The following is a 17,000-nucleotide window of genomic DNA, read 5'->3' on the forward strand; positions in this document are numbered from 1 at the left end:
AATGCCACTTGTGCAAATGAAAGCGCCATGCAACAATAAGATTATCTCTTACCGCATGGAAAATGGAGGCTGGCATGCTCTTTGTCTTGATCGCGCTATGGCTGATTGCCGGCGCTCTATGGCTAATCGATCCGAAATCCTCTACGATGCGCTGGATGAGCGCGGTCGCCCTCACCGGCGGCTTCGGCGCGCTTGCCGCGGTTATTTCCAATCACACCCTGCCGTACGTTCAGCAGCAATGGCCAAATTCGGCGGCCGGCACCTACCTGTATCGTCTCATGAGCACGAGCTCACTCTTGTCTTATTACGGGCTGCCGTATGCTTTTGCAAGGCTCGCTCTCGCTTATAATACGTCCTGGCCTGCGCCGCGGCTGCGAATGTGGCTTCCGCTCGCGCTGCTGGTTCCGCCGATTGCTTGCTGGGCTCTGCTGCCCGGCTACACCGAGGAAATGCCGATCCAGTTCAACGTGGTGGCGATCTGGGCGTTTCCTTACATCTTGTGCGGCGCCGTGCTCGTCGCGTTGAAAAAAGAGCAACTGCCCGCTATGAAGCGTACACATATCTTTACGTGCCTGTCGATTCTGCCGCCGATCCTGAGCCTTGGCGTGATGAACTACGTGATGCCCAGCTTCGGCTTCTATCGGCTTTGGATTTATCACAGCTGGATCTTGGCGTTCGTGATTCCGTTTTTTATTTTTACTTTTTTCCGGTACGGGTTTCTGGGCATGCAGCTTCTGATCGAACGGCGTAAAATGGATTCTACACTGCGCGCCATCACGTCCGGCACCGCCATCCTCAACCATGCCATCAAAAACGATATTGGCAAAATGCGCCTCTTCCTCGACAAGATCAGGCAGCATGCCGAGGAAACCGGTCAAAAAGAGCTCCTGCAGGATTTGCAAGTCGTGGTAAGCGCAACGACGCATATTCGCGATATGATTTCCCGCGTGCATGAACAGACCCAAGAGCTGCCCTTGCGTAAAGGCCAAGTGGATCTCAAGCACCTGCTTGAGGATGTGATTGGCCAGCTTCAGGGCGAGCTTGCACAGGTGGAGCTGGACCTTCAGCTTCCTGACGAGCTGGTCGTTACGCTGGATGAAGTTCAGATTGGGGAAACGCTGACGAATCTTTTCCTGAATGCGGTTGAAGCGATGCCGCACGGCGGGCGGCTGTCCATTCGCGTTTTTAAACAGAAGCGCAAAATCGTGTTGGAAATTCGAGATACCGGGACGGGGATGGATAAAGCGACGCTAAAACAAGCCGTAGACCCATTCTTTACAACAAAAGGAGGCAAGCGCCTGAACTTCGGACTCGGGCTTGCCTATTGCTACAGTGTGATGAAAAAACACGGGGGCAGTCTCGAAATGAGCAGTAAACCCGGCGAGGGAACGAGTGTCTTTTTATCTTTTCCTATGTCATCGTGAATGAAATTACAATTGGAGGGTATTACGAAGTGGACTTCATACGTATTTGCATCGTGGAAGACGATCCTGACTGGCTGCGCGGACTAACAGACTATCTGAACCGCCAACCGGATATGAAGGTTGTCACCACCCGCGGGACTGCCGCCGAGGCGCGCGCGTTATTCGAGCAGCCGAACGTCCTGGCTGAAGTCGTATTAATGGATATTATGTTGCAAGAGGAACCGGCAGGCATCGGCCTTGCCGAGCAAGCTTTGCTCGCATGGGGAGCCAAAGTCATCATGCTGACGTCCATGGCTGAAAAAGATTTTATTTTCCGCTCGTTTCAAGCGGGCGCAATCGATTATCAGATCAAGGCGCAGTTCGAGGAGCTGCCTGCTATCATTCGCGCAGCGCACGCCAAGCAGTCGGCGATCGCTCCAGCCGTTGCGGAGCAAATCCGCGAGGAATTTCGCCGGCTGAAGAAGCTGGAACACAACTTCAAAGTCAAGGAAGTACGCGATCTCATCACACCGACAGAGCTACAAGTGCTCGAATTGATCGATCGAGGGCATACGCAGACTGAAATTGCGGAACGCTTCTTTATTTCATTGCGCACGGTTAAGATCCATGTCGGTCATATTTTGAAGAAACTAAGCAGTAAGAGCTCCAAAGAGGCGGCGCAGAAAGTGCGCGATTTGGGACTTTTCGAAGGGAATGACCCTGGGAAACGAGAGGAATGACGTTCTCGCCTATTAGTGAATATCCCGCTTCTTGAAGCGTCCTCCCTTGACGTCGTGGATATTGCCGACAGCCAGGAACGCTTTGGGATCGAGCTCTTCGACGATGGACTTCAGCTTCGCTTCTTCAAGACGTGTGATAACGCAAAAGATAACTTTCTTGTTATCTCCCGTAAAGCCGCCCTCTCCGTCCATATAGGTGACGCCGCGGCCCAACCGATCGATGATCGCCTCGCCAATTTGGCGAAAATTGTCGCTGATGACCCAGACGGATTTCGACTCGTCAAAGCCTTCAATCGTTACATCAATCATTTTATAGGCGATAAAATAAGCTATTAACGAATACATCGCACGATCCCAGCTGTAGACGAATCCTGCGCTGCCTAGAATAAATACGTTGAAAAACATAACGATTTCGCCGACGGAAAACGGTATTTTTTTGGACACCAGAATCGCAACAATCTCCGTTCCGTCGAGCGATCCCCCGAAACGAATGACAAGCCCGACGCCAACCCCTAAAATAATGCCCCCGAATACCGCTGCAAGAAGCGGATCATTGGTCAACTCCTTGACCGGGTGCAGGATTTCTGTGCCCGCGGACATAACAAGAATCGCAAACAGGGTCGAAAGCGCAAAGGTTTTACCGATCAGCTTGTAACCAATAAAAAGAAACGGAAGATTGAACAAAGTTAGAAACAATCCGATCGGAAGTTGCGTCAAATAGGAGACGATAATTGAAATCCCTGTTATGCCGCCGTCAATAATTCTGTTCGGCACCAGAAAAATCTCCAGTCCCACCGACATCAGGACAGCGCCGATAAACAGAAACAAACTTCGACGCAAAAACATAAATTTCGTCATTTTGCGGTGTTGCATTTGGAAGGCTGCTTCCTTCCGCAATTGAATCTGTTCTTTGGCCATCGAAGGCCTCCTTTCAATGATTGTATCTATGAATTAAATTCGAGATCGCAGTCTTATTTTCCTGCATTGTCACAGTTATTCCACCCGACAACCATCGAAACTTGTCGAACGGCGTGATATAATATCCCTATTCTATCAACCATTTCTCAAAAACTCGTTCAGGAGACACTATGAAACCCTTATCATCCCGCATTCTTTTGCATTTGCGTCAGAAGCTGCCGCTTCTGATCCTGGCCCTTGTTCCAGTGCTTATCATGGAAATTTTAAGCCGCGGGCATTACCTCGACATGATGTCCTGGACGGTCAAGCATTTCTTCGAGCTGATTTTCAATGAATGGATTGTGCTCAGTGTGCTGCTTTTCTTTACCGCCATCATTGGCAGGACTCGCATTGCCTATTGGGTCACGGCCGCTATCTTCATCATTATGGCGTTGATCAGCGGCGTGAAGCTGAAAATCCTCGGCGTACCGCTCACGCCATGGGATCTTGTGATTGCCGGCGAAGCGTCCGACATGGTGAAATATGTAACGAACATTTTAACCTTCCAGGTGCTGTCCGTCTTTGTCCTTTTTGGAGCGGTGAGTTATTTCTTACTCTATCGTACGCCCCTCATCTTGAAAAAAGTCGCCTTAAAAGAAAGAATCGTCTTTGGCGTTGTCGGTCTATTGATGATGCTGGCGGTTTATCAGGATGCGCCGCTGCCTGTACAGAAATGGTTGGGTATTCAAGCAACGGTATGGAATCAGGCACAGAATACCACTACGAACGGCTACGCGCTGGCGACAGTGCTGAACACGAAAGTCATGTTTTCGGATAAACGCGAAGGCTATGATGATAAAGCGATTGAAGCGATTGTCAGCCACACGCCTGAGCCTCCGGTTAAAGCCGGAGATTCGCCGAATTCGATCAAGCCTAATGTGATTGTCATTCTAAGCGAATCCTTCTGGGATCCGACACAGATTCAAGGCGCTACATTTAGCGCTGACCCGATTCCGTTCTTCCATAAGCTTCAGCGGACGGGCTCGAGCGGTACGATGCTTTCCCCGCAATATGGCGGCGGTACAGCCAACGTAGAATTCGAAGTGCTGACAGGCAATTCGATGCGGTTCCTGCCGCAAGGTTCTGTCGCCTACAACCAGTATATTTCGAACGAAGTCGACTCGTTAGCTAGCATTTATGCGCGGCAGGGCTATACGTCGACAGCGATATCGCCTTTTTACAACTGGTATTTCAACAGTGACAAAGTATATCAAGATTTCGGATTCTCGAAATATATTCCGATTGAATATTTTAAACCGAATTATTCCGGGCCTTATATCGCGGACAGCGAAGTTGCCGCTAACATTATCAAATCGACTGAGCAAAGCGATGGCGCCGACTTTGTCTTCGCCAATACGATGGAAAACCATTTCCATTACTATCCGGGCAAATTCCCGAAAAACACGTTTGATGTGACAGGTGACTTCTCCCCTTCCTCCAAAGGCATGCTGGAGACGCTTGCTCAAGGCATTAACGGAGCCGATCGGATGCTGCAGCAGTTGGTGGAATACTACGAGAAAAAAGGCGAGCCGACGATCATTGCATTCTGGGGCGATCATCTGCCTGCACTAGGTGACGATTACGCCACGTACATTGATACGAAATATATCAGCGGCAAGGACGATCCTGACTTCCTTAAAAAGATGTACAGCGTGCCGCTAGTGGTGTGGAACAATTTTGACACTCGCAAAGATCATCTCGATATTAGTCCGAACTATCTTGGGCCTTATCTGATTGAATTATCCAAGCAGCAAGGCAACTACTATACGAGCTTCCTGAGTCAATTGCAGAAAAAGATTCCGGTCATTCCACCAAAAGACTACTACACAAAAATGAATATCAACGAGAACGATTTGAAGGATTACGAAACGCTGCAATATGATGTTCTGTTTGGCGAACGCCATGCGTACAAAGATTACACCAAGCCGATCATTGATCCGAACTACCGACTCGGCTACGGTCCGCTTACGATCGACAAAGTCGATGCGGATTCCACAGACATTTCAGGCCGCTCCAGCATCACACTGACGGTGGAAGGCAGCAATATCCCGCCGCTCGGCTATGTCAGCCTGAATGGCAAAGCGCTCACGACCACTTGGGTAGATGAGCATAAAGTGACCGCCGTTGTGGATGGACAGCTGCTCAAAGCGGGACTGTGGGATATTCAAATTCTTGACAAAGACTCCAAAGAGACGATTGTCGGCAAGTCCAACTCGCTGTCAATTGAGATTGGCGGCAGGTAAAATAGGCAACATGCAAAAAAAAGGGCTGCTCTCCAAGGTATGAAACCTTGAGAGCAACCCTTTTTACGTTGGCCTACAGGGAAATGACTTTGCCTGTCGCTTGCGATTCGAAAGCCGCAAGAATGACTTTCAAAGAGCGCGCGCCTTCTTCGCCAGAAATGCGTGGAGGTGTGTTGTTGAGCAAGCAGTCTACGAATTCATTGACAACGCCGCTTGTCGTTTGTTTTTCATTTGTTGCCATGGCACCAACTTTATAACGCTCGACCGTACCGTTGCGCAGTTCCACGATCACTTGATCGTTAGGATCAGTGTCGATCTTGATAACACCGTTCTCACACCAAATCACCGTCGAGTTGTCCCCGCCTTTGTAATACGTCCAACTTGCTGTCAGCGTGCCAATGGCTCCGCTCTTCATGCGCAGCAAGCATGTGGAATTGTCATCAACATCCGTACCGTCTTTGTGAATGGTGCCAACAAAAGCAGCAACTTGCTCGACTTCATCGTCAAGCAAATGACGGATGAGGTCGGATTTGTGTACGCCAAGATCGCCCATCGCGCCCATGATCGCTTCTTCCTTACGGAAGAACCAGCTCTCGCGGCCGTCCACGCTCCAGCCTTCAGGACCAGGATGTCCGAACGCTGTACGGAACGTGATGACTTTGCCCAGGCGCTTGGAATCCAAAATTTCTTTGGCTTTCAGATGCGGAGGCATCAAGCGTTGGTTATGACCAACCATCAAGTAAACGCCGTTTTTCTTAACTGCTTCAATCATCGCTTCTGTTTCTTCGATCGTGCCCGCCATCGGCTTCTCAACCAATACGTGTGCTCCAGCGTTCGCCGCGGCGATGCTCATTTCTGCGTGCAAATAGTTCGGTGTGCAGACGCTGACCGCATCCGGCTTGATTTCAGCCAGCATGTCGGTATACGAAGCGAATGCTTTGCCGCCGTGCTGCGCGGCGTAGTGCTCGGCGCGCTCGATTACCGGATCGACGAACGCAACAAGCTCCACGTTCGGATTGCTTGCATATTCGGGAATATGTCTATGTTTTGCGATAGATCCACAGCCGATAACGGCTACACGAATTTTGCTCATCGGAATAATAGCTCCTTTAAAATATATTAGTTATGAACGTTTAAGTAGTTCTCTTTCACCCAGTTGAAGCTGTTCTCGATGCTGGTGAGCGGAGCTTTCTGGCAATGGTCTTGTTCAACGACAAGCCACTCGACGCCGGCTTTTTCAGCTTCTTTGATCACATCGTTCAGAGGCACTTCGCCAAGACCGAGCTCCAGCGTAACAAGCTTGCCTTCTGCATCTTTCGTAAAATCCTTAAAGTGCACGAGCGGCAGACGACCTGCATACTTCGCGATATAGGCCAGCGGGTCCTGACCCGCAAATTTCACCCAGCATACGTCCATTTCAACATTGATGTCGCTGCTTGTCGCATAGATAGCGTCAAAAGCAAACTGATCGTTCACGTTGACCTGGAATTCGAAAGCGTGATTATGATAAAGGAAGCTCAGCCCTTGCTCTTTTACTTTACCGGCAATGGTTGCCAGCTCATCGATCAGCGTCTGCCACTGCTCGGCAGTCTCGAGCGTTGAGGAATCCAACCATGGGCAGATGGCGTATGTAGCGCCAATTGTTTTCAAGTAATCAATTTCACCTTGCAGATCATCGCGGAATCTTTGCAGGGAAATGTGACTGCCGAATGCTTTCAGGCCAAGCTCGTCAAGCAAACCTTTCAGCTTATCTGCAGGCATATTGTAGTAACCGGCGAATTCTACACCTTCATATCCAATCTTCGCAACGTGGCGAAGCGTGCCTTCCATATCGCGAGCCATATCGTCACGCAGCGTATACAATTGAAGTCCAATACCTAAACGTCCCATATTTCTGCCTCTTTTCTATTAGTTATTTCCAACCAATGGTTTTAGTATATACGAACCTAGCTTGGTATGAACATTCACGATATAATCAAAACATCTCTTATTTTGCTACGAAAGGTGCGGGCAGTTATGCATGCAAGGCTAATCACCTGCGGTTATTCATTTCATCACGAGCCGTTCAACGTCAACACCAAGTCCGGCCTTCATACTTATCTTTTTCGTCTGCAAACCGAAGGGAAATGCGAAGCGCTTGTGCATGGGAGCATGCGTGAAATTGAGGCGGGCCATTTGCTGCTTTTTAAACCGGGAGACCCGTACGAGCTGCGCATCGAGCAGGCAATGGCGGGACCCGACGGAAAAATCGCCAGCGGTGATTATTATTTATTTTGCAGCGGAGCGTGGATCGATCAGTGGTGGAATCGCAGCCCGAAGCTGACTTGCACGAAAATCGACCTCGATCCGCGTCTCATCTCGCTTTGGCGGCAGCTTATTCTGGAGAAGCGGCGTATGGAAGAGGAAGACGAAGAGCTGAGCAGCTATTTGCTGCAGGCGCTCTGCCTCTCGCTTGAACGCGCCGCGAAGGAGACCGTGACGCTGCAGGGCAAGCCTTTTACCGGCACCCGGATGAAAAGGTTTATTGAAGCGCACGCGACTGCTGCCTTTAAAGTCGAAGATGTCGCGGATCACGTGGAATTGAGCGTCTCGCGAGCGGTGCATTTGTTTAAGGAATGCTTCGGCAAGACCATGATTCAATATGCCACGGAAGTTCGGCTTACCAGCGCAGTGGAGCGCATGCACGACCGTTCCATGTCCCTTGAGCAAATCGCGCTCAGCTGCGGGTTCGGTTCGTACCCTTATTTTCACCGTGCGTTCAAGCAAAGATTCGGGATTTCGCCCAAGCTCTATCGGCAAAATTCGCAAAACACGTAACACTCTTATATCAATTCACACAAAGTTCAAGAATCATGCAAAACTTATGAAACATTTTTGCTTCCTAATTCGTATTATCTACGAAGAAGACGCCTTACATAGGGAGCTTTCCGAAATGGATTGATACTTTATTTCGGAAAGTCTCCATAGATTACTAATTTTTGAGGCAAAAGCAGCATGAAAATGGTTAAAGGTTTGTTTCAAAATTGTAAAACTATTTTAAGGTTCTCTTAATACTATTAGCTTATGCTTAATATATCCAATTCTTAGGATGGTGAAGATTATGGTTATGTTTATCAAGATCAACAATAAGGCCGTGCCCGTCTACTCTGATGAGAAAAATAAAAAGAAATACAATCTATTAAAATCCGCGATTGATTCTAAAATTACAAAAGGTAGAGCAACGATTAAAAAATGTCTCGACTCTATCATTTCGATTGAAATTGTCGGCTGCGAGGCGATCCTGCACTCGCTGAACGAGCGGGATTCGCTTGCGTTGTCATTGTATTAAGTTGTGCGACCGGGAATCGCACAGAAAATGAAGTAGGCCTGCCTGAAGTGGCAAGGCCTACTTTTGTTTTATAGTAAACAAAAAGACGGGCAGCTTAAAAGCCGCACCGCCTTTCCACAACTCACGAAATGTGCTACAGGTACCGATCTTTCAAAATATCGATATGGTGCTGCGCGTGCCCTGCGATAATGTAAGCCAGCGCTCGCGCGGTCACAGCCCGCTCACTGGCTGTGCCTTGGCGCAGCCAGTGGCTCTCAGCGATGGACGGCAGCAGCGAGAATGTCGATGCACGGACCGCTTGCCACTCCTGAAGCCAGGCAGAGAGCGGAATCGAGTCAAAAGACGAGTTCTCGATAAAAACGTCCTGATCGAAGCCCGGCAGACTCGTCGTATCGCCGCGGGCAACACGCAGCAGCCGGTAGGCCATAATCCGCTCGGTGTCGGTAATGTGCCACAGCACTTCCTTTACACTCCATTTGCCCGGTGCGTAGCGCAGAAGCGCTTTCTCCTCCGAGATTGATGCGGCTAGCGTTTCAACTTCTTGCGCTTGCTGACGCAAAAAAGCAATCACGTCACCGTCTGGAACTTTGGCAATATACGGTGCAAAATAAGGTGCAAACTCCTCAGCATTCGGTCTAATCGGCATCGAATCGTACCTCCCTGATGTTCTCGTCGTTCTTATCAAATTATAAGCCATTAAAACGAGAAATGGGAAGTCTTGTCTATCAAATATTAACCAAAGGTTATTAACCGTACTTATACGTCATGCCGTGCCCGCCCTTCGGATATACCCAATCGATATTGTAAGACGGACACGCAATCCGGCATGTGCCGCATTCGATGCAGTTCTCATAGGCAACCGTTGTGATCTTCAATTTCTTCTCCCACGCATACACATCCGACGGGCAAAAGAAATTGCAATCCTTGGTCACGCAGCTCAGACACGTCCCCGTATCTTTGATCACCAGATGCGATTTGTCGTCACATTTGTAGCGAATGGTAAAGAGCTTATCTGTAATGTCGCTTGCACTCATCCGTTCATCGCCCTCCATCCTTTATAGCCCAGCTTCATCAGGTTGACTGTGCCGCCAGCCGCATTTTTGATGAGCTTGACGGCCATTTTTTGCTTCTCGGCCTTCGACGTGCCGTCGACCAGAAACATGTTGTACGCCGCTTCATTGAGCGCTTTCGGCAGCTTCGAGAAGAGCAGCTCGGGATCCTGATCGCGCAGGAAGCCGTGCATGCCTTGATATTTCTGCAAATCCTTATGCACAAAAGAGGCCCGAATCGCCGTGTCGTACGCCTTCAGCGACGGCGCGGAGTAATCGCCGCGCGCTTTAGCCGCGACAATGGCTTCACCTGCCAGCCGGCCGGACGTCATCGCCAGATTCGTCCCCTCGCGGTGGACGAAATTGACGAGCTGCGCAGCGTCGCCGCATACGCACCAGCCGTCGCCGGACAGCGGCGGGATCGAATGAAAACCGCCTTCCGGAATGAGATGGCCGGAATATTCCTTTGTCTCGCCGCCCTGGATCAGCTTCCGAATCATCGGATGCTGCTTGACGGCGTCGAGGACGGCGTAAGGCTTCACCTTTTTATCCCGCAAATGGTTCACCATGACCCCGACGCCAAGCGAGATCGTTTCCTTGTTCGTGTAGAGGAAACCCATCCCGGCCATGCCGAGCGATGTCTCGCCCATGAACTCGATCGTCACGCCCTCGTCGCCCTCGAGCCCGAAACGGTCCTCGATTTTCTCGCGCGGAAGGGCGATCACTTCTTTGACGGCAAGCGAAACTTCATCCGGCATCCACTCTCTGTGAATGCCGAGCGCCTTGCCGAGCAAGGAGTTGACCCCGTCGGCAATGACGACGACATCGGCGTACAAGTCGCCGTCCTCCCGGTCTGTGCGCACGCCGACGACTTTATCCCCTTCGCGGATGACGTCCAAGGCTACCGTCTCATAGACGGGGATCGCTCCCGCCGCGACCGCCTTGTCGGCGAACCACTGATCGAACTTCACGCGCAGCCCGGTAAAGCAGTTGTACGGCTCCTTGTACGCCTCGTTCCGGTGGCCGAACGTCACCATGGACTCCTTCCCCATCATCCAGATACGCTGCTCCACAATGTAGCGCTCCATGGGGAAGTTTTTTTCCGTCCAGAACTCAGGCACCAGCTCCTCGATCTGTTTGCGGTACAGGACACCGCCGAAAATATTTTTGGCGCCGGGGAATTCGCCCCGCTCCAGCAGGACGACGGATAACCCCGCCCGCGCCATCGTCAGCGCCGCCGCTGCGCCGGCCGGTCCGGCGCCGACGACGATCGCATCGAATTTTTCGTTCATTTGGCTTCACTCCTCTCGCGGGCATCCGCGTCTGCCACTTGCGCTTGCTCGACCTGCTCCGGCGCCTTCACGCCGAACAACTGCCGGCGCTCCCTGAACACCTGCGTCAGCGCCGGCACGATCTTAAACAGATCGCCCACGATCCCGTAGTGGGCGAATTGAAAAATCGGTGCGTTCGCATCCCGATTGATCGCCACCACGACGTCGGCCCCGCTCATGCCGACGGTATGCTGGACAGCGCCGGAGATGCCGACGGCGATGTACAGCTTCGGGCGCACCGTCGCACCGGTCTGGCCGACCTGGTGCTCGTGCGTGATCCACCCCGCGTCCACCGCCGCGCGGGAGGCCCCTACGACGCCGCCGAGCGCACCCGCCAGCTCGGCAAGCAGCCCGAACGCGTCCGGCCCGCCCAGGCCGCGTCCGCCGGCAACGATAATCTCAGCTTCCTCGAGATTGAGTTTGCCCGTTTCGCGCAGGAAGTCCAGCACCTGCGCGGCAATCTCTTCCTCCCGCATGGGACAGTCCATGCGGATGATCTCGCCCTCGCGCGCCGTGTCCTTCGGCAGCGCCTGAAACACCCCGGCCCGCGCGGTCGCCATCTGCGGCCGGTACTGCTTGCAGAGGATGGTGGCCATCATCTTCTCGGAAAAAGCCGGGCGGCTGGCCAGCAGCAGCCGCGACGGCGGCGGCTCGACGTCGAGCTGCGTCGTGTCCGCCGTCAGCCCCGTCGGCAGGTGCGTCGCAATCGCACCTGCGAGGTCGCGCCCCGTGGCGGTCGCCCCGAACAGCACGATCTCGGGCTTCGCTTCCTCGATCAGCTTCAGGCAGACTCGGCTGTACGGCCGGGTCCGGTAGTCGCGAAGCTCGGGGGCTTCGCACAGGTACACCCGGTCGGCGCCGTAATGCACGGCCTCCTCGGCGAGATGTGCCACATTCTCGCCGAGGACGAGCGCCATGAGCGGCACCTCCAGCTTCGCAGCCAGCTTGCGGCCTTCGCCGAGCAGCTGCCAACTGACCTTTTTGGCCGCGCCTTCCCGCTGCTCGACCACGATCAATACGCCCCGATAGGCGGACCAATCGGGCATTTCATCGTTATGCTCCTTTGCCATTCCCGCATTCCTCCCTTTCCTCGCGCTGCCCTCGCACCGCGCTTGCCCGCTTACGCCTCCAGCACCGTCTGCAGCTCCGCGTGCCCAAGCAGCTCGCCTGCAAGCTCGCTGGCCGCCGCCTCCGGCGTACCCGAGACGATCATCTTCGTTTTGACCGCCTTCACTTCCGGCACCCACGTCTTGGCCACGATCGTCGGCGAACCTTTCAATCCGATTTTGGCCCGCTCCAAATCCGGAAAATCTGCCGTCGTCCACACGACCGGCTTATATCTCGCCGCGCGAATCATACCCGGCAGCGACGCCCGTCTCACTTTATTCAGCTCCTTCAGCGCCGTGATCAGTACAGGCATGCTTGTCTCCACCACTTCGACGCCATCCTCAAGCAGCCGGTGCACGCGCACCTTACGCTTCTCCTCATCCACTTGCACCACTTGATTCACATACGTGAGCTGCTCCAGGTCCAGTCGGCATGCGACGCCAGGCCCAACCTGCCCCGTATCGCCGTCCAGCGTCTGCTTCCCGCAAAATACCATGTCGACGGAACCCCACGTCTCCGCAATCTTACGAATCGTCCGCGCCACGACGTACGACGTCGCCAGCGTATCCGCACCGGCAAAGCCACGATCGGTCACAAGCACCGCCTCGTCCGCGCCCAGCGAGATGCATTCCTTGAGCCCTTTCTCCGCAGGAGGCGGCCCCATCGTCACCACCGTCACGCGTGCGCCCAGCTCGTCCTTAATCCGCAGCGCTTCCTCGAGCCCATGCATATCATAGAAGTTCACAATGCTGGGAACACCTTGGCGAATTAACGTATTGTTCTTCGGATCGATGCGAATTTCGCGTGAATCCGGCACCTGCTTGATACAAACGACAATATGCAGCATCTTTGCACCCTCCTGCTCGAAGCTTGTCATCATTGTGAAATTTGTCACTTAAAAGGAAGTAAGAAATCGTTTTCAAACGTATCTATCTCAATATATGCAGGAAAGAGGCAATCATGCTACTCAGAAAATAGCCTCAAATATAAACAAAGCGCACGCCCCCGTTTTGGGAACATGCGCTTAACCTATTGTCTTTTACAACTGCCAATCCAACGTTTGAAACGTGCCGGTTTTGGCCGATTGCTGCGCCTTGATGCACAGCTGCGCGCTGACCAGGCCGTCCGCCAAATTGGAAATCGATTCGCCGCGACCGTGCATCAGCTCGGCAAAATTGGTCGCTAACAAATCGTCCCCGCCAAAGTGGTTGCCTCCCTTCGCCAGCTCATAGGTCTCCACACGCGAGGTGTGATGCATGTGAACTTTCACAACGCCCGTGTAGAAGTCAAATTCCACCGTGCCTTTATACCCCATAAAGCGAGCCCCGCGCTGAGCAGCTCCCTTACGAATAAAAAAGTTCTGCGAATACGACACGTGCATCCCGCTCTCGTAACGAATCAGCGCGCTGCCGGAATCCTCATTGCCAGTGTCCTCCGCATAACAGCAGTACTGCCATGTCGGCTCGATGTCGTCCTTGAACGTTACCGTGCTCTCCAGACACGTGCGATTATCCGAGCAGTCGACGCATTTTAGCCCAGCCGGCTTATTGCCCTTGAACACCTGCTTCGACGTCATTGCACAGACCGCGACTGGCTTTTGCTGGAGCATCGCTTGAATATAGTCGAAATCATGGGTCGCTTTTTGCAGAAACAGACCGCCGGTCTCTGCCTCATCCCGATACCAGTTTTGAAAATACACCCGGCCGTACGGCACATTGTTAACCGCCTGCACGTGCTCCACGGTTCCGATTTTGCCAGAATCAACGATTTCCTTCACCAACTGCACGAGCGACGTTACCCGCAGCGGGAACGACACCACGACCGGCGAGCGCGCTTGCTCGGAAGCCGCCTTCAACCTCAGCAAGTCCGCCATATCCGTGGCGACCGGCTTTTCCAAATATAACGGCAGCTCCTTCGCCAGCACTTTTATCGCCATTGGCGTATGCAGCGTACAGCGCGTGCCGACCATGACACCGTCCAGACGTTCAGCCGCAAGCAGTTCGTCTACCGTGTCGTAGTACGTAATCCCTTCCCAGCCTTTATCGGCAACACGCGCCTCCACGCCCGCCCGATTGACATCCACAATAGCGCTGATGCGCGCGCTCGGGTCCTGCTGCAGCACCTTATCCACAACCGATCCCATTCTTCTCCCATACCCGACAATTCCGATATTCACTGGGCATCCTCCTCCATCTCTTGCATCTCCCTCATGCCCTCATTATAGGAGCGGCGCACCCAGATTTCTTTGTCATATCCACCGATTTATTTGTATTTCTGCTATAGTAGATGGTGTAAACTTTCAATTCATACGTTGGAGTGATTGAAACCGTGGCAAGTTCAGACCAAACGCAATCCTTCTCCTATCAACGGCTTCCTTTAGCGCCGATCATTTCCATAACCAATCTCGTTACAATGTATTATTTCGAATACGGCAAAGACTACGTCTTCCAGGGAGAAAAGCACGATTTCTGGGAGCTGCTCTACGTAGATCGCGGTGAGGTCGAAGTGCATGCCGACGAGACGACGCATATTCTTCAGCAAGGCACAATTATTTTCCATAAGCCGAACGAATTTCACAGTTTCTACTCGCTCAAAGGAAAGGCGCCGAACCTGATCGTCATCACGTTCGATTGCCATTCCGATGCCATACGTTTTTTTGAAAATACAGTCATCTCCCTGAGCAGCGAGGAGCGCAACCTGCTTTCGACCATTATTGCGGAGGGGCAGCGCGTTTTTCCGTTTCCTTTTCAATACCCGCTAGCGCGGCGCCCTGACGCTCCGACCGGCAGCGAGCAGCTTCTCCGCAACTACCTGGAGATCCTGCTTCTTCGGCTTCTCCAACGAACGGAACATGAGGAACCCGAAACGCCGTTAACGACGATGGCTCAGGAAAGATCGATGGGCGAGCTCGTTTCCAAGGTCGCCGCCTATATGGCCGATCATTTGCATGAGCAGCTATCGGTCACTGCGCTTTCTCAGCTTTTTTGCATAGGACGAACTCAACTGGCTGACTTGTTCAAAAAGCAAACGGGTTCATCGCTCATGGAGTATTTCGCCAAATTAAAAATCAATCAAGCGAAAATCATGATCCGCGAGGAAACATATAACTTTACAGAGATTGCCGGGCTGCTCGGGTTCAGCTCTGTCCACTATTTCTCCAAAGCGTTCAAAAAAGCGACACGCATGAGCCCCACCGAATATGCCCGTACTGTGAAGTCGCGAATGCCAAGCTAGCTGGCAGCTTTCCATGCAAAAAAGGCGCCCCACGCCGTCGCCATGACGATCTGGGGCACCCTTTTCGACTTAATCCTCTTCGTCCTCTTCCTCAATCTCATATGTACATAGAAACCGTTCCACGCCGGGATATTTCTCTCCTAAGCTGCGAACGACAAAGCCTACGCTCCGATAAAACTCCACCGCTTCCTCATCCGTCTCCACTTGAATCCGAGTCGGGCTCATCTCCTCGATCACCTCAAGCAGCAAGCCGCGGCCAAAGCCGACGCCTCTGCTTTCCGGCTCAACAGCCAGATGGTGAATCGTCATTTCTTGTCTCTCATTCAGATGAAAACCTATAATCCCCACATACACGCCTTCGGACTCGTAAGCGAAGAGCCAGCTGGCATCTTCCTGCTCGTAGTAAGCAATTGCCTTATGAACCGCTTCAGAGTCTGGGAATACGCTGAAACTAAGCAGCTCCTGGAATTGACTCTCCGCGAGGCGGGCTTTCACATTCATTAACATAGCTATCACACACTTCTTTCTGTATCTGCTTCCCCCATAATCTAACAATGCAGCGTCGCTGTCAACTTTGGCATGCTAGAAAAAGTCGCCTGTATGGCATATATCCCTCTCCGCAAAATTTCTCTTTACAAGAGGCTTCGAATTGCACTAATATTAATCCAATAAGTTTAGTCGGCATTTGAAAGGACATGACAACATGACTTTAAGTATCATTTTAATGGGCGTTCTGGTTGGCTTCCTCGTAGGGCTGACCGGCGTCGGCGGCGCTTCACTGCTAACTCCGATTCTCATTATGATCGGCATTCATCCTTCGATCGCGGTTGGAACAGACCTGCTATACAACTCCGTCACCAAGCTGTTCGGCACTATTCAACACTGGCGGCAAAAGACGATCGATTTCAAGCTCGTACGCGTACTCGCGATGGGCAGCATTCCAGGCGTCATTCTGGCCGTCATCGTCCTGAAGACGTTCAACTCCTTTTTCGATAACCAGGAAGACATCATCAAGCACGCGCTCGGTTATGTGCTGATTCTCGTGGCGTTTGCGACACTATTTAAAGTATTTTTCGGTCATAAAATCAAGGAAAACCGCTGGCAGCTCCGCTCGCTCCAGGAAAAGCGCGGCCTCACCATCACCATCGGCGCTGTACTCGGATTTGTCGTAGGTTTAACGTCGATCGGCTCCGGATCCCTCTATGCGATCGCGATGCTCTACTTCTTCCGAATGAACCCTGCGCAGCTCGTAGGCACGGACATTGCCCATGCGTTCTTCCTCGCTTCAACCGCCGGTATTCTCCACGCGAGCCTTGGCAACGTGAACTACTCGCTCGTGCTGAACCTTTTGATCGGTTCCATTCCGGGCGTGCTCATCGGTTCTATGCTTTCTACCAAAGCGCCGACGCTCGTGCTCCGCACGATCATTGCAAGCCTTGTCTTAATTAGCGGGATTAAATTAATTGGCTAATACGCTGTATATACATGAAAAAGCTCGTCAGGATTTCTCCTGAGCGGGCTTTTTTGTCGAGGCGTGCGGTTCCCCGGGAAATATTCCGGCATTTCCTAGGGAAGGCCAGCCCAAATTCCGCTGCTGTAGGCCCGCGC

Annotated in this window: 17 protein-coding genes; 7 read left to right on the forward strand and 10 right to left on the reverse strand. The window is 52.3% G+C overall.

The features are described 5' to 3' along the window. Positions 1-74: 74 nt before the first annotated feature. On the forward strand, positions 75-1,424 hold the full coding sequence (locus ABE504_RS07755) for an ATP-binding protein (protein WP_430086686.1): 1,350 nt from the start codon (positions 75-77) through the stop codon (positions 1,422-1,424). Between the two features lie 29 nt (positions 1,425-1,453). Next, complete coding sequence (locus ABE504_RS07760; protein ID WP_430086689.1) at positions 1,454-2,143, forward strand: response regulator transcription factor; 690 nt, start codon at positions 1,454-1,456, stop codon at positions 2,141-2,143. A gap of 12 nt (positions 2,144-2,155) precedes the next feature. On the opposite strand, the gene ABE504_RS07765 is transcribed toward ABE504_RS07760, so the two are convergent. Then, on the reverse strand, positions 2,156-3,016 hold the full coding sequence (locus tag ABE504_RS07765) for a YitT family protein (RefSeq protein WP_430087427.1): 861 nt from the start codon (positions 3,014-3,016) through the stop codon (positions 2,156-2,158). A gap of 215 nt (positions 3,017-3,231) precedes the next feature. Between ABE504_RS07765 and ABE504_RS07770 the strand changes: the two genes are divergently transcribed. Further along, positions 3,232-5,343 carry an LTA synthase family protein gene (locus tag ABE504_RS07770; protein WP_430086692.1) on the forward strand — a complete coding sequence of 704 codons (2,112 nt, stop codon included), beginning with the start codon at positions 3,232-3,234 and terminating at the stop codon, positions 5,341-5,343. 73 nt (positions 5,344-5,416) lie between these two features. Here ABE504_RS07770 and ABE504_RS07775 read toward each other — a convergent pair whose 3' ends face one another. Together ABE504_RS07775 and ABE504_RS07780 are read right to left on the reverse strand one after the other, a co-directional pair. Further along, positions 5,417-6,436, reverse strand: coding sequence for a Gfo/Idh/MocA family protein (locus tag ABE504_RS07775; RefSeq protein WP_430086695.1), 1,020 nt, complete (start codon positions 6,434-6,436; stop codon positions 5,417-5,419). Positions 6,437-6,462: 26 nt separating this feature from the next. Beyond that, the gene (locus ABE504_RS07780) at positions 6,463-7,233 is read right to left on the reverse strand and encodes a sugar phosphate isomerase/epimerase family protein (protein ID WP_430086698.1); all 771 of its coding nucleotides are present in this window, start codon (positions 7,231-7,233) and stop codon (positions 6,463-6,465) included. A gap of 126 nt (positions 7,234-7,359) precedes the next feature. On the opposite strand from ABE504_RS07780, the gene ABE504_RS07785 reads away from it, so the two are divergent. Together ABE504_RS07785 and ABE504_RS07790 are read left to right on the forward strand one after the other, a co-directional pair. After that, complete coding sequence (locus ABE504_RS07785) at positions 7,360-8,160, forward strand: AraC family transcriptional regulator (RefSeq protein WP_430086701.1); 801 nt, start codon at positions 7,360-7,362, stop codon at positions 8,158-8,160. A 283-nt stretch (positions 8,161-8,443) separates the two neighbouring features. Continuing rightward, positions 8,444-8,671, forward strand: a complete 228-nt coding sequence (locus ABE504_RS07790; RefSeq protein WP_126141246.1) for a 3-dehydroquinate dehydratase — start codon at positions 8,444-8,446, stop codon at positions 8,669-8,671. A gap of 133 nt (positions 8,672-8,804) precedes the next feature. Here the strand turns inward: ABE504_RS07790 and ABE504_RS07795 are convergent, their stop codons facing one another. From ABE504_RS07795 to ABE504_RS07820, 6 genes are all read right to left on the reverse strand, one after another. Then, positions 8,805-9,317 (reverse strand): DinB family protein, encoded by a 513-nt coding sequence (locus ABE504_RS07795; protein WP_430086704.1) that lies wholly within the window; start codon positions 9,315-9,317, stop codon positions 8,805-8,807. Positions 9,318-9,417: 100 nt separating this feature from the next. Further along, positions 9,418-9,705, reverse strand: a complete 288-nt coding sequence (locus ABE504_RS07800; RefSeq protein ID WP_430086707.1) for a ferredoxin family protein — start codon at positions 9,703-9,705, stop codon at positions 9,418-9,420. After that, positions 9,702-11,012, reverse strand: coding sequence for an FAD-dependent oxidoreductase (locus tag ABE504_RS07805; protein ID WP_430086709.1), 1,311 nt, complete (start codon positions 11,010-11,012; stop codon positions 9,702-9,704). The genes ABE504_RS07800 and ABE504_RS07805 overlap by 4 nt, the downstream gene beginning before the upstream one ends. Then, positions 11,009-12,121, reverse strand: coding sequence for an electron transfer flavoprotein subunit alpha/FixB family protein (locus tag ABE504_RS07810; RefSeq protein ID WP_430086712.1), 1,113 nt, complete (start codon positions 12,119-12,121; stop codon positions 11,009-11,011). The genes ABE504_RS07805 and ABE504_RS07810 overlap by 4 nt, the downstream gene beginning before the upstream one ends. A gap of 50 nt (positions 12,122-12,171) precedes the next feature. Then, positions 12,172-13,005 (reverse strand): electron transfer flavoprotein subunit beta/FixA family protein, encoded by an 834-nt coding sequence (locus ABE504_RS07815; protein ID WP_430086715.1) that lies wholly within the window; start codon positions 13,003-13,005, stop codon positions 12,172-12,174. A gap of 192 nt (positions 13,006-13,197) precedes the next feature. Continuing rightward, positions 13,198-14,334: a Gfo/Idh/MocA family protein gene (locus ABE504_RS07820; RefSeq protein ID WP_430086717.1), complete on the reverse strand. Its 1,137-nt coding sequence runs from the start codon at positions 14,332-14,334 to the stop codon at positions 13,198-13,200. A gap of 152 nt (positions 14,335-14,486) precedes the next feature. Here ABE504_RS07820 and ABE504_RS07825 point away from each other — a divergent pair, with 152 nt between their 5' ends. Continuing rightward, complete coding sequence (locus ABE504_RS07825) at positions 14,487-15,392, forward strand: helix-turn-helix domain-containing protein (RefSeq protein ID WP_430086720.1); 906 nt, start codon at positions 14,487-14,489, stop codon at positions 15,390-15,392. A gap of 69 nt (positions 15,393-15,461) precedes the next feature. Here ABE504_RS07825 and ABE504_RS07830 read toward each other — a convergent pair whose 3' ends face one another. Continuing rightward, the gene (locus ABE504_RS07830; protein ID WP_430086723.1) at positions 15,462-15,899 is read right to left on the reverse strand and encodes a GNAT family N-acetyltransferase; all 438 of its coding nucleotides are present in this window, start codon (positions 15,897-15,899) and stop codon (positions 15,462-15,464) included. 196 nt (positions 15,900-16,095) lie between these two features. Here ABE504_RS07830 and ABE504_RS07835 point away from each other — a divergent pair, with 196 nt between their 5' ends. After that, on the forward strand, positions 16,096-16,863 hold the full coding sequence (locus ABE504_RS07835) for a sulfite exporter TauE/SafE family protein (RefSeq protein WP_430086727.1): 768 nt from the start codon (positions 16,096-16,098) through the stop codon (positions 16,861-16,863). Positions 16,864-17,000 lie beyond the last annotated feature (137 nt).

The sequence above is a fragment of the Paenibacillus oryzisoli genome (assembly GCF_050467285.1).
Lineage (GTDB): Bacteria > Bacillota > Bacilli > Paenibacillales > NBRC-103111 > Paenibacillus_E > Paenibacillus_E oryzisoli_A.